This is a genomic window from Bacillus sp. AFS017336 (assembly GCF_002555445.1).
Taxonomy (GTDB): domain Bacteria; phylum Bacillota; class Bacilli; order Bacillales; family Bacillaceae_G; genus Gottfriedia.
Genome location: NZ_NUCO01000026.1, coordinates 28,152 through 41,266, shown reverse-complemented (window position 1 = coordinate 41,266; position 13,115 = coordinate 28,152). Strand labels below are relative to the sequence as shown.

Genomic DNA, 13,115 nt, shown 5'->3' with positions numbered 1-13,115 from the left:
CCCGAGCCACCATCTTAAATTTTATAATTTGCCGACTTAGCTCAATTGGTAGAGCAACTGACTTGTAATCAGTAGGTTGGGGGTTCAAGTCCTCTAGTCGGCACTCTTTAACCGGAGGGGTAGCGAAGTGGCTAAACGCGGCGGACTGTAAATCCGCTCCCTGTGGGTTCGGCGGTTCGAATCCGTCCCCCTCCACCATTTATTTATAGGGGCATAGTTTAACGGTAGAATAGAGGTCTCCAAAACCTTTGGTGTGGGTTCGATTCCTACTGCCCCTGCCAAATAATACTATAATGGCGGTCGTGGCGAAGTGGTTAACGCATCGGATTGTGGTTCCGACACTCGTGGGTTCGATTCCCATCGGTCGCCCCATTTAAATTATAGTAATGATTTCTCAAGAGAGTAATAAAATTAATATTAAATTGAATATAGTATAATAAGTTCTCAATTAATGGGCTATAGCCAAGCGGTAAGGCAACGGATTTTGATTCCGTCATGCCCTGGTTCGAATCCAGGTAGCCCAGCCATTATGCGGAAGTAGTTCAGTGGTAGAATACAACCTTGCCAAGGTTGGGGTCGCGGGTTCGAACCCCGTCTTCCGCTCCAAATTATGGCGGTATAGCCAAGTGGTAAGGCAGAGGTCTGCAAAACCTTTATCATCGGTTCAAATCCGGTTACCGCCTTTTAATTTACTTCTGCCGGGGTGGTGGAATGGCAGACACACAGGACTTAAAATCCTGCGGGGGTTGACCCCGTGCCGGTTCGAGTCCGGCCCTCGGTATCAAAAAAACCTCTTACAAATGTAAGAGGTTTTTGTTTTGTTTAGAAAATTATTTACTCTTTCTCTTGGAGCATATCGTACTGATACGAAGTTGTTGAGGAACGTTTCTAAACTCAAAAATAGGAACAATATTTGAACTATATTGATAAAGTTGTGAACTTCGTTGATATATTGCTTATTCTCGTTGATATATGCTCTATTCTCGTTGATAAACGTCATGATCTCGTTGATATACCTTTTTAGCCACTTAATTCTAGCGAAAACCGGCTTAATTATCGCAGACCCAGCTCAATTATCGTACCCCCGGCATAATTATTCGGGAACCCCAGCACAATTATCGCAGATCCGGCTCAATAATTGCCAGCTCTAGCTTTATTCCAGTTTTAGATTGGACAATTTCTCTTTCATATATTATAATTAATATATAAATTTTGGCGGTGTGGTGGAATGGCAGACACGCCTGACTCAAAATCAGGTATCTTCACGGATGTGCAGGTTCAAGTCCTGTCACCGCTATATTGAAAACAAAGAAAAGGGGTTTTGCAGAAATGCAGAACTCTTTTTTTGATTTAAAAAGTTTAATTAATGTAATACGTATAGATCAAACTCGCTTAAGCTGTTAATATCGCATTCACTGCAAAAAATAAGGCAGCGACTATCTCAATGGTCGCTGCCTATCTTTATTAATTTTTCTCTGCAGCTCACTGCATTTTAACAAATTTAGTTTTTTTCTTTGCATTGTACCAATCATAGTTATTTTCTTTTGTTTTTTTCTTATTCGCTAAAGCAACTACTAAACCAGTTGTTGCTACTAACAGGCTAGCTGCTGCTACTTTAAAAGTAAATTGCTTTGCATTTTTTAATTTCTCATTATTGTAGCGATCAAGCTCCATCAGTGTATCCTGTGTAAAATCAATTCTGTCATTCGTTTCTTCGATTAAACTACAGACCCCTTCTAAACTTTCAACTAACGGATCTTTTTCTTCAATTGCCATAGTATCTGTCATAACAACTCTCCTCCTATTTTTACCTTATAATAGAAGAATTCTATGGGATAATTGGCGATACCTTTATTCAAATTTCTACAAATCTTTCAAATCCCCTTATATAACCTCTTTAATTAAATAATGTTTTGATTAGTATTAGTTCATGTATTTGATACAATGTTAATTTCCGAGAAGAAATAGGATAGCAGATAATATATATCATGCCGTTTCGACAAATTTTGCATTTATTCTTGAATATATGAAATATTTATGATAAATTTAATTACAAGTTCATTAAAAACCTACTAAATACTTATTACATTTGTATTAGTAGCTTAGCACTTATAACTTGATAACAACGCAGTGTATTGATTCAATGAAGAACGATACATTGCGTTTTTTTATATTTAAAAAGAATTTTAAAGAAAGCTTTTGTGTCATAATTAGATAAATAATTAATTTTCTGACTAGAATAGAAAATATAATTTGTAAATTAACAGGCAGTTAGGTGATTCTTGTGAATATTAAAGAATTTCAAAAGGAATTGATTTCATATAGTAAGGAAATCGGAATAGATAAGATTGGTTTTACGACAGTTGATCCGTTTTTAACATTAAAGAGTCGTTTGTATAATCAGCAGGAATTAAATTTTCAATCGGGTTTTGAGACAAAGGATATTGAAAGAAGGGTAGATGCTAGAAAGATTATGACAGAAGCAAATTCAATTATTGCAATTGCTTTAGCATATCCTTCTAAGTTGAAAAATCCTCCTAAAAGCAAAAAAGGTTCTACAAGAGGAATATTTTGTAGAGCTTCTTGGGGCGAGGATTACCATATAGTAGTTAAAAAGAAATTACTACAGCTTGAGTCATTTATTTTATTGCATTATCCAAATGCAAAGGTCCAGTCAATGGTCGATACGGGTGAGTTAGTAGACCGAGCTGTAGCAGAGCGTGCGGGGTTAGGTTGGAGTGCTAAAAATTGCTCTATTATTACTCCTGAATTTGGTTCATATGTTTATTTAGGAGAAATGATTACTTCTTTACCTTTTGAGCCGGATACACCTATTGAGGACCAATGTGGGGAGTGCACAAAGTGTATAGACGTATGTCCTACAAGTGCTATTGTTTCACCAGGTCAATTGAATGCTAAGAATTGTATAGCTTTTCTAACTCAAACAAAAGAAATGATTCCAGTTGAGTTTCGAAAAGAGATTGGAAATCGTATATATGGTTGTGATACTTGTCAGACTGTATGTCCTAAAAATAAAGGCGTTAATTTTACTCATCATGCAGAGATGGAAGCAGATGCTGAGTCTGTTAAACCCTTATTACGTTCAGTATTAAATTTGAGTAATAGAGAGTTTAAAAGTTGGTTTGGTCAAATGTCTGGGTCATGGAGAGGGAAGAATCCTATTCAGAGAAATGCTATTTTGGCATTGGCTCATTTTAAAGACGAATCAGCAATAGAAGATTTAAAACAATTAGCAAAAAAAGATGTGCGACCTGTAATTAGAGGAACTGCTATTTGGGCTATTTCAGAAATAGAAGGAGAGGACGGTACTCCTTTTATCGAAAGTTGTTTACAATTTGAGGAAGACGAGATTGTTTTAAATGAAATTAATGCTATTCTTTCGAAGTAAAGAATAATGAGTGGTATAATCTCCTATTTTTCAACATCGTATAGAATATGAATAAATGTTGAAAAGGGGGATTATCTTGTTTAATCGCGACCTTTTAGAGCGTTATTTAAAAGAGAGATTCCAGCTTTATTTTGGTGAAGGACAAAGAAGCCATCTTATTCAAGAACAAGAGTATCAGACGATTCAACGTAAAGTTGAACTATATAATAAACGCAATGTTTCTTTAGTAAAGGTATATGGAAACCTCGAGGTTAGCAATCTTTGGAGCGAAAATGACATAACGTATATTAATTATACTTTGCATACTAGATATTTTTTAAAGCAAACTGATTTATATTTTGAAGAAGATCAAGAAGAAAGACAAATGGCGATTGAAAAAGAAGCGATTTTATATGATATTGCGTTTCCAGTTGATTATCATCTTGAACCCTTTGAAGTCGAGGAAGAAGAAGACATAGGTGAAAGTGAGTCAATTGATCGAAATAGTGGATATAACCGATTTAATGCTGTTAAATATGCTGAAACTTGGTGGGATGGCCATAATAAGGAATATCCTTTGTATGCCAATGATTGCACTAACTTTATATCCCAATGCTTAAGGGCTGGTGGAGTTAAAATGGTTGGAATGCCAAAACCTGGAGCAGGTTGGTGGTATAGAAATCATTCGAACAGTAGTTATAGTTGGAGAGTTGCACATGCGTTAAGGAGATTTCTGCCAAATGCTAAAAGTGAAATTAAGGCAGAAGAAGTGTCTTCTCAAATGCAGCTTTCATTAGGAGATATTATTATATATGATTTTGAAGGTGATGGAGTTTGGAATCATTGTACAATGGTCGTTGCTAAGGATGAAAATGGTGAGCCATTAGTGAATGCACATACTGTTAATAGTCGTAAAAGATATTGGTCATATTATGACTCAACTGCTTTTACAGAGAATATAAAGTACAAGTTTTTTCATATAATTGATGGATTTTCTAATCCTCCGATGGAATAATACCTTATTAATAATGAATTTGGTATAATAGAGAGCATTGAAACAATATAGAGGTGAAAGAGATGGGAATACACGTTGTATTATATCAACCACAAATTCCAGCAAATACAGGGAATATTGCACGTACTTGTGCAGGAACTGATACAAGTTTGCATTTAATTCGTCCATTAGGATTTTCAACTGATGATAAAATGTTAAAAAGAGCTGGACTTGATTATTGGGAACATGTAGATATTCATTATCATGATTCTTTAGATGATTTATTTGATAAATATAAAGATGGAAAGTTTTATTTTATTACTAAATTTGGCGAAAAAACTTATTCTAACTTTGACTATACAAATTTAGATGAAGAAATTTTCTTTGTATTTGGTAGAGAAACTACAGGTCTTCCAAAGGAATTAATTGAAAAAAATATGGAAACTTGTTTACGTATACCGATGACAGATCATATTAGATCTTTAAATTTATCAAACACTGCTGCAATTTTAATTTACGAAGCTTTACGTCAGCAAGATTTTCGTGAATTGCTAAAAGTAAAGGATTATACGAAATAATAAACAAAAGTCACCTTAAATGGTGATTTTTTTTGTTTGCATTTAATTTGATGTAACTTAATTAAAAGACTTATCAGCAAAAAAAGATGCTTCCATAAAAACGGCTAAAATAAATTAAGATCCGTTTTTAGAAGCATCCTTTGAAATATTATCGGTTTTTCAGTCCAGGTCTGTCATTATATCCAGCTGCGAAAATTGCTGTCAAGAATGATGCTGTAACTAATAAAATTAATACTAGTCTCATCAGTATGTATCCTCCCAATTGAAAAATTCCCAATACCCTAAACTTATTATACAAAAAAAACGTAGAATTATGAAAGGAAATTTATAAAACTAGAATTCAAATGAAGGACAATTACGCTTGCTACCAATTTTCTTTTAAAAAATCTAATAGCTTAGATATAAAAATAAGAATAGTCCATTCAAAATACTGTAAAGCAATTTACTATGATTGCTGTGTTAGAAAGGTACATCAAGCTCCCTAATAGTAGAGGTTATCCATGCTACTAATCGTAAGAAAGGAAGTGATCCGTTCTTAGAATCGTGTGACTTAAGTCATAATACGTTCAACAGATTAGAAATTGATAAAATATATTTTCCTAAAGAAAGATATAGCATGAGTACGGACATCCTTGCATATCCTTTAATAATCTCTCTTACAGATGAGAAGAAGGAGGTACTTGTCCATGGATATTTTAAAGAAACTTGAGCAGCACCGGGACATGGAACAAAGACTGAGATGGGAAGGCACTTTTGCTGAGTATCTTGAAATGTTAAAAGAAGAGCCAATGGTTGCACAAACTGCACATTCTAGAATTTATAATATGATTAAAGACGCAGGTATTGAAGAAGTTAATGGTAAAAAAACCTATAGTTTCTTTAATAACAACCTATATGGATTAGAAGAAGCCTTAGAGAGACTCGTGGAAGAATACTTCCATCCCGCTGCCAAGAGATTGGATGTAAAAAAACGTATTTTATTATTAATGGGACCTGTAAGTGGTGGTAAATCTACACTTGTAACGATGTTAAAGAGAGGTTTAGAATCTTACTCTAGAACAGATCAAGGTTCGATCTACGCAATTAAAGGTTGCCCAATGCATGAAGATCCATTGCATTTAATTCCTAACCATTTAAGAGATGATTTTTTCACTGAATATGGGGTTCGAATTGAAGGAAATCTTTCACCTTTAAATTTAATGAGACTTGAACAAGAGTTTGGTGGAAGAATTGAAGATGTTATGGTAGAAAGAATTTTCTTATCAGAGGATCGTCGAGTTGGAATAGGTACTTTTAGTCCATCAGATCCTAAGTCCCAAGATATTGCAGACTTAACAGGTAGTATTGATTTTTCCACAATTGCTCAATTTGGATCGGAATCAGATCCACGTGCTTATCGATTTGATGGTGAATTGAATAAAGCAAACCGGGGAATGATGGAATTCCAAGAGATGTTAAAATGCGATGAAAAGTTTTTATGGCACTTATTATCCCTGACGCAAGAAGGTAACTTTAAGGCAGGGCGTTTTGCATTGATTTCAGCGGATGAATTAATCATTGCACATACGAATGAAACAGAGTACAGATCCTTTATTAACAATAAGAAGAATGAAGCGTTACACTCGCGTATTATTGTAATGCCAATTCCGTACAATTTAAGAGTAAGTGAAGAAGAGAGAATTTATCAAAAAATGATCTCTGAAAGTGATGTTTCAAATGTTCATATTGCTCCACATACATTACGTGTTGCAGCAATGTTTACAATTCTTACTCGTTTAAAAGAACCAAAACGAGGAGATATTGATTTAGTGAAGAAGATGCGTCTATATGATGGTGAAATGGTAGAAGGCTATAACACGGTTGATTTAGAAGAACTGAAGAAGGAATATTTAGATGAAGGTATGCATGGTATCGATCCACGTTATGTAATTAACCGTATTTCATCTACAATTATTCGAAAAGAGATTCCATCTATTAATGCGTTAGATGTTTTACGTTCATTAAAAGATGGATTGGATCAGCACCCTTCAATTTCAAATGAAGACCGTGAAAGATATATGAACTTTATATCAATCGCAAGAAAAGAATACGATGATATAGCGAAAAATGAAGTGCAAAAAGCGTTCGTGTACTCATATGAGGAGTCTGCTAAAACATTGATGGATAACTATCTAGATAATGTTGAAGCTTATTGCAACAAGAATAAGCTGCGTGATCCTCTAACTGGTGAAGAAATGAATCCAGATGAGAAACTAATGCGTTCAATTGAGGAGCAAATCGGAATTTCTGAAAATGCGAAGAAAGCATTCCGTGAAGAAATCTTGATTCGAATTTCAGCATATGCACGTAAAGGAAAACGATTTGATTATAATTCACATGAAAGATTAAAAGAGGCAATTCAAAAGAAACTTTTTTCAGATTTAAAGGATGTTGTAAAAATCACGACATCCACAAAAACGCCGGATGAGCGTCAGTTAAAGAAAATTAATGATGTAGTAAGTCGTCTAATTGATGAGTATGGATATAACTCATCATCAGCAAATGAATTATTACGCTATGTAGGCTCATTACTAAACCGATAAAATGTTTAAGCGGCTATCTATTAGATAGCCGTTTTCTTTTGCAATTCAAATCGTTTATCCTATAATTATGATAATAAATAATAGAAGGGTGAGTAGCGTTTATGAAAAGAATTCAACTAACTGAAGATCTTGAGTTTTCACAAGTAATCCATGGTTTATGGCGTTTAGGCGAATGGAATATGACATCCGAACAATTAGTAGCGTTTATAGAAGAGTGTATCGAATTAGGCATTACAACTTTTGATCATGCCGATATTTATGGAGGATATACTTGTGAAGAAATTTTTGGGAAAGCTTTAGCATTAAAACCGGAGCTTAGAGAAAATATTCAAATCATTACTAAATGTGGCATCAAGTTAAAATCATCAAAATTTCCGGAATTGAAAATGAATCATTATGATACTAGTAAAGAACATATTTTAATGAGCGTTAACAACTCTTTGAAAAATCTTCAAACGGATTATATCGATTTATTATTAATACATAGACCAAATCCTTTTATGAATCCAAAAGAAGTAGCTGATGCATTTAATCAGCTTCGTGCAGAAGGTAAGGTTCGTCATTTTGGAGTATCAAACTTTTTACCATCTCAATTTAATGCATTACAAGCTCACCTTGAAATGCCTTTAGTAACTAATCAAATTGAAGTTTCACCGATGCAATTAGAGCATTTTGAAAAGGGAACAATTGATTTATTACTTGAAAAAGAGATTGCTCCGATGATCTGGTCTCCATTAGCAGGCGGTCAAATCTTTACAAGTCAGTCTGAGGCTGCGGTTCGTGTGCGAGCGATGCTTGAAGAAATTTCTAGTGAGATTGGCGCAAATTCAATTGATGAAGTAATGTATGCATGGCTATTAGCTCATCCTGCTAAAATGATTCCAATCGTTGGTTCTGGTAAAATTGAACGTGTTAAAACAGCTGTTGAGTCTACAAAATTGAATATGACAGCGGAACAATGGTTAAGAATTTATGTAGCTGGTATGGGACATAATTTACCATAAAAAAAATAAGTGGAGAACTTTTTCTAGTTTTCCACTTATTTTTTGTTTTTTTAGTTCAATATTGTGTAATTTTTCTGACAAAAATTGATTAAAATTTTTATATAAATATATTTAATTTTAAGGACTCGTCCTATTTTCTGAAAAAATGGGTGTAAAATTTAGAAGAAACATTGTCAATTATTGTGTCCTTCTGCATATGATAGAGTAATCCATAAAAAAGGGTAGAAAATCACCTACCGAATTAGTTTATGCAAATGTGTTTTACTGTGTGACGATTTTTTTATTTTTACAAATAAATCAAAACAAGTAAGGGAGGGAAAGAAAATGAGTAATGAAAATAATGAACATGAACAAAAGCATAATTTTACCATTTCACAGGAAGACTGGACCCTCCATCGTAAAGGACACGATGACCAACAGCGACACCAAGAGAAGGTACAAGAGGCGATAAAAAAGAATTTAGCCGATTTGATCACAGAAGAAAGCATCATAATGTCAAACGGACGCGATGTAGTAAAAATTCCAATTCGGTCACTAGATGAGTATAAGATTAGATACAACTATGATAAAAATAAACACGTTGGTCAGGGTACTGGAGACAGTAAAGTTGGCGATGTAGTAGCAAGAGATGGTTCACAAGGTGGCCAGCCGCAAAAAGGTGCTGGTAAAGGGCAAGGCGCAGGAAAAGAATCAGGTGAAGATTATTATGAGGCAGAGGTTTCACTAATGGAATTAGAGGAAGCTCTTTTTAGTCAGTTAGAATTACCTGATTTAAAAAGAAAAGAACAAGATTTAAATACTGTAGAAAATATTGAATTTAATGATGTTCGAAAAACAGGTTTAATGGGTAATATTGATAAAAAGCGTACAATGATGTCAGCATTTAAACGGAATGCCATGAGCGGGACACCGTCATTCTATCCTATATCACCAGAAGACTTAAAATTCCGTACATGGAACGAAATTAGAAAACCTGAGTCTAAAGCCGTCGTACTTGCAATGATGGATACGAGCGGAAGTATGGGCTTATGGGAAAAGTATATGGCACGTAGCTTCTTCTTTTGGATGACTAGATTTTTAAGAACAAAGTATGAGTCTGTAGACATTGAGTTTATCGCGCATCATACAGAAGCTAAAGTAGTTACTGAAGAAGAATTTTTCACAAAAGGAGAAAGTGGAGGAACAATCTGTTCATCTGCATATCGAAAAGCATTAGAAGTTATTGAATACAAATATTCACCTGAAAGATACAATATTTATCCATTCCATTTCTCTGATGGAGATAACTTAACATCTGATAATGCTCGCTGTGTAAAATTAGTTCAAGAATTAATGAAAGTAAGCAATATGTTTGGTTATGGGGAAGTAAACCAATACAACCGACACTCTACTCTAATGTCCGCATATAAAAACATTAATGATGAAAAATTCCGCTACTACATCCTAAAACAAAAATCAGATGTTTTCCATTCAATGAAGAGCTTCTTTAAACAGGAGTATGAGAAGGCAGCGAAATAATCGCATGATAATTCGCTTTAATGCAGTACGATTAAAATAGTAAGTGAAACCAGAAAAGCCCGGTAGAGGGTTTTTCTGGTTTTTTGTCTTATATATTTAGAGTTAAAATCAATAGTTAAGACAGAGTTCTTATTCAACATAATGGCAGGTTAGTTGAACAAGAAATAAAAGAGTTTCTATGGTATCTTAATAATAAATAGCTTCTAAGGGGATTATCAATGAGTTGGTCAAATTATGAAAAGGCTTTAGCACTATTGGAACAAGATAAAGTTAATAGTGAATATATTGGGGAATGTTCAGACCTTATAATTGAGAAGGCGGAAATAACTTTAGGTTTGAAATTTCCAAACATCTATCGTCATTTTATTAGAAAATATGGTTCAGGTGTTTTTGCAACATGGGATATATTGGGTATTACTAATGAAAACTTTTACGAAGCATATAATCCAGACAATCCAGATGCCATTAGGTTCACATTATCAAAAAGAAAAGAGAATAAATTACCTGATAACTTCATTTCTATTATTGATTATGATTACGAAATCTTATATTGTTTGGACTTAAATAAGCTCAATAACGAAGGTGAGCCAGCGGTTGTTTCTTTTAATATAGGAGAGGACTGGGGCAAACAAGAAATGATTGCTGAGGATTTTGGCGATTTTCTTTTAGAGATTATTCATGATGAGTTAGAAGCGTTAAAATTATCTCCAATTGAAATTATATATGATGTAGAGACTTTAAAAGGTACTTGTTATGTAGAAATTAAACCTGGAAAAGATACAGGAAGTCATTGGAATAAAGACTCTATTTACCTTATAGATGAAACTTTTACCTATTTGTCTCGTGCAATCGAGAAAGAGTATAAAGACTATAGCCCTTGGGGAGTTAGTGAAATAGATAAACATACTTGGAATTTAATTTTAAAACAATTAGAAAATGTAAAGCTCTTTTTAAAAGACATTCCAAAAGAAGAAGAGATAAAAACTATGGTCGGTTTTTTGTGGGAAGATACAGAATCAAAATTTAAAGAAAATATTAATCAAAATATTATTGACTTAATAAATCTAATAGCTGAATTTCAATCATGGATTTGCGATCAAAGCAAGAAACATGAGTTTATTACAATTTTAGGAATTTAGACATTAATTAAATAAATACTATTCAACTAACGCATGCGATTCTTCAATAACGAAGGATCGTTTTCTTATTCAAGTAAATGGCAGGATAGTCATATCGTAAAGGATGTGGTTTAGTATTAATAGCTGGGAGCCGGATCATAAGTAACTGAGATTTTTGTAATTGTTTGAGCTTTTCTAAACTGTCACAAAGGGTGGGAATATTACCAAAAGAAATCTTCCACAATCAGGCGCAATTCTGCAGCAAGAATTGTGCTCTTTCTCTATGTAAGAATAACTCTTTATGATTGGCTTGGAAAATTGTGAAGAATACTAGGATGAAAACCACTGGATTTAGCAATAATTTTCTGGAGAAGATTTCACCATAAAAAAACTGCCCCTCCAATTGTTCGACGTATCTAACAATTGGGAGGCAGTTCACCTTTTATAAAAAGGATACGGCTTTTTCTTATCTTTTTAATTCATACAACCTATTTCGTTTCAGGGATAGAGTCGGGACCTTTGACTAACTTGCTGCCTATCCAATAGAAAATGGCTGCAGATACAAGGCCAACAAAAGCTACTGAAAGATGTGGTGCGTAGAAGTTACAGTATACTGCGATGACCGAAGACAAAATCCAGACAACGAATCCCATTGGTCTCCAGCTTACTAAATTTGCCGAATCATTCTTTCGTAGAACCAAGCGGTCCATAATCATAATTGCTCCGATAGGCGGAATGATTACCCCAAGAAGAACGAGCCAGTTGAAAAAGTGATTATAAATTCCAGAAACTGCAACGATTAAACCGACTATACCAATAATAAGCGTGATAGGTCTCATTTTTTTACCAGTCATATGTGACCAGCCTACAGCGCCATTGTATAAGCAATGTGTACCGACAGAACCTAAATTGATAAAGACAAAAAGGATAGACAAGATGGTAAGCAATGGACCATGTCCTGCTAATACTGTCATGAAGTCCCCACCAGTTGAAGCTGGATTTGGGATAACTCCAGTTGCTACAATAATTCCTCCAACCAGCTCGGCAATCAAGTTCCCGATTGGAAAGGCGAAAATGGTTGATAAAATCCCTTCACGGCCACTTTTTGCCCAACGGGTAAAGTCCGCTGTCATTGTACCTGAATCGGCAAACCCAGCGAATACTAACGTTACAGCAGCTCCAAATGACATTGCATTTGAAACTTGAGGATGATAGTTTAAGATATCAGAGTTACCGGTTTTCATTGCCATAACAATTGCAATAATGGCAATTAGAAAATAAAATGGTGCTGCGATCCACCCTAAGAAAGATAAAGCCTTAATACCGATATAAGTTACTGCAACATAGAGAATTCCACCGATGACGGTCATTATTAACAAATTAGCACCAAATGATCCATGCATCGTAGCGCCAGTAAGTCCGACTTGAAGCGCAAACCAGCCGATTACAACTGTAGAAAGTAATCCGGAAATAATATAATAACCCGAGCGTCCAAATGTTTTTTGTGCGGTCAGAGAAAAGTTCAATCCAGAACGGCCGGCATCGTAGCTTAGTAAGCCTACCATAACGAAAAGGAGGAGATTACCAAGCAGCATTGCTAAGGCGCCGGCTTTAAAGCCAAGCTGTGCAGTAATTAGTCCGCCGATTACTGCACTTGTTAATACCATTGGGAAACCAAACCAAACAGCTGCAACGGATGATAATTTTTTGCGGTATTCTTTAGGAACAGGAGTGTGTTCAAACTCTGGATCCAATAATTTCTTTTCATCAACGCTGGTTGACATGAATGTTTCCTCCTAGTGAAACAAATTTTTGGTGAGTCTCCAATCCGATAACAAGGCCAAGAGAAAAGCCTGATTTGGATGAAACTCTTTTTTTTTATACGTACTTTAAAGCTGAAAGTCGGAACGAAAAATTGATGTATACTTTACCT

Annotated in this window: 9 protein-coding genes and 9 tRNA genes; 16 read left to right on the top strand and 2 right to left on the bottom strand. The window is 34.6% G+C overall.

Annotated features, from left to right (window positions below):
- Positions 1 to 30 precede the first annotated feature (30 nt).
- From CN601_RS16705 to CN601_RS16665, 9 genes are all read left to right on the top strand, one after another.
- Positions 31 to 103 (top strand) — tRNA-Thr (locus CN601_RS16705).
- Between the two features lie 10 nt (positions 104 to 113).
- Positions 114 to 198: transfer RNA gene (locus CN601_RS16700), tRNA-Tyr, on the top strand.
- Between the two features lie 9 nt (positions 199 to 207).
- Positions 208 to 281, top strand: a tRNA-Trp gene (locus tag CN601_RS16695).
- Between the two features lie 15 nt (positions 282 to 296).
- Positions 297 to 372: transfer RNA gene (locus tag CN601_RS16690), tRNA-His, on the top strand.
- A gap of 80 nt (positions 373 to 452) precedes the next feature.
- A tRNA-Gln gene (locus CN601_RS16685) sits at positions 453 to 527 on the top strand.
- 4 nt (positions 528 to 531) lie between these two features.
- A tRNA-Gly gene (locus CN601_RS16680) sits at positions 532 to 606 on the top strand.
- Between the two features lie 6 nt (positions 607 to 612).
- Positions 613 to 683: transfer RNA gene (locus CN601_RS16675), tRNA-Cys, on the top strand.
- A 14-nt stretch (positions 684 to 697) separates the two neighbouring features.
- Positions 698 to 781: transfer RNA gene (locus CN601_RS16670), tRNA-Leu, on the top strand.
- Positions 782 to 1,214: 433 nt separating this feature from the next.
- Positions 1,215 to 1,297 (top strand) — tRNA-Leu (locus CN601_RS16665).
- A 185-nt stretch (positions 1,298 to 1,482) separates the two neighbouring features.
- Here CN601_RS16665 and CN601_RS16660 read toward each other — a convergent pair.
- Positions 1,483 to 1,788, bottom strand: a complete 306-nt coding sequence (locus CN601_RS16660) for a hypothetical protein (protein WP_098171708.1) — start codon at positions 1,786 to 1,788, stop codon at positions 1,483 to 1,485.
- A 496-nt stretch (positions 1,789 to 2,284) separates the two neighbouring features.
- Here CN601_RS16660 and queG point away from each other — a divergent pair, with 496 nt between their 5' ends.
- From queG to CN601_RS16625, 7 genes are all read left to right on the top strand, one after another.
- Complete coding sequence (queG, locus tag CN601_RS16655) at positions 2,285 to 3,409, top strand: tRNA epoxyqueuosine(34) reductase QueG (protein WP_098171707.1); 1,125 nt, start codon at positions 2,285 to 2,287, stop codon at positions 3,407 to 3,409.
- Between the two features lie 76 nt (positions 3,410 to 3,485).
- Positions 3,486 to 4,403 carry an amidase domain-containing protein gene (locus tag CN601_RS16650; RefSeq protein WP_179865584.1) on the top strand — a complete coding sequence of 306 codons (918 nt, stop codon included), beginning with the start codon at positions 3,486 to 3,488 and terminating at the stop codon, positions 4,401 to 4,403.
- 62 nt (positions 4,404 to 4,465) lie between these two features.
- Positions 4,466 to 4,960, top strand: coding sequence for a tRNA (uridine(34)/cytosine(34)/5-carboxymethylaminomethyluridine(34)-2'-O)-methyltransferase TrmL (gene trmL, locus CN601_RS16645; protein ID WP_098171705.1), 495 nt, complete (start codon positions 4,466 to 4,468; stop codon positions 4,958 to 4,960).
- A 686-nt stretch (positions 4,961 to 5,646) separates the two neighbouring features.
- The gene (locus tag CN601_RS16640; protein ID WP_098171704.1) at positions 5,647 to 7,542 is read left to right on the top strand and encodes a PrkA family serine protein kinase; all 1,896 of its coding nucleotides are present in this window, start codon (positions 5,647 to 5,649) and stop codon (positions 7,540 to 7,542) included.
- A 101-nt stretch (positions 7,543 to 7,643) separates the two neighbouring features.
- Entirely contained in the window at positions 7,644 to 8,546 is a 903-nt protein-coding gene (locus tag CN601_RS16635; protein ID WP_098171703.1) for an aldo/keto reductase, read from the top strand.
- 324 nt (positions 8,547 to 8,870) lie between these two features.
- On the top strand, positions 8,871 to 10,064 hold the full coding sequence (yhbH, locus tag CN601_RS16630) for a sporulation protein YhbH (protein ID WP_098119849.1): 1,194 nt from the start codon (positions 8,871 to 8,873) through the stop codon (positions 10,062 to 10,064).
- Between the two features lie 218 nt (positions 10,065 to 10,282).
- The gene (locus CN601_RS16625; protein ID WP_098171702.1) at positions 10,283 to 11,203 is read left to right on the top strand and encodes an SMI1/KNR4 family protein; all 921 of its coding nucleotides are present in this window, start codon (positions 10,283 to 10,285) and stop codon (positions 11,201 to 11,203) included.
- Between the two features lie 467 nt (positions 11,204 to 11,670).
- On the opposite strand, the gene CN601_RS16620 is transcribed toward CN601_RS16625, so the two are convergent.
- The gene (locus CN601_RS16620) at positions 11,671 to 12,966 is read right to left on the bottom strand and encodes a purine-cytosine permease family protein (protein ID WP_098171701.1); all 1,296 of its coding nucleotides are present in this window, start codon (positions 12,964 to 12,966) and stop codon (positions 11,671 to 11,673) included.
- Positions 12,967 to 13,115 lie beyond the last annotated feature (149 nt).

Excerpts from the sequence above, each read along its gene's own strand:
- CN601_RS16625 (WP_098171702.1), top strand. The coding sequence starts at position 10,283 with ATGAGTTGGTCAAATTATGAAAAGGCTTTAGCACTATTGGAACAAGAT.
- CN601_RS16620 (WP_098171701.1), bottom strand. The coding sequence starts at position 12,966 with ATGTCAACCAGCGTTGATGAAAAGAAATTATTGGATCCAGAGTTTGAA.
- trmL (WP_098171705.1), top strand. The coding sequence starts at position 4,466 with ATGGGAATACACGTTGTATTATATCAACCACAAATTCCAGCAAATACA.
- yhbH (WP_098119849.1), top strand. The coding sequence starts at position 8,871 with ATGAGTAATGAAAATAATGAACATGAACAAAAGCATAATTTTACCATT.
- CN601_RS16640 (WP_098171704.1), top strand. The coding sequence starts at position 5,647 with ATGGATATTTTAAAGAAACTTGAGCAGCACCGGGACATGGAACAAAGA.
- CN601_RS16660 (WP_098171708.1), bottom strand. The coding sequence starts at position 1,788 with ATGACAGATACTATGGCAATTGAAGAAAAAGATCCGTTAGTTGAAAGT.
- CN601_RS16635 (WP_098171703.1), top strand. The coding sequence starts at position 7,644 with ATGAAAAGAATTCAACTAACTGAAGATCTTGAGTTTTCACAAGTAATC.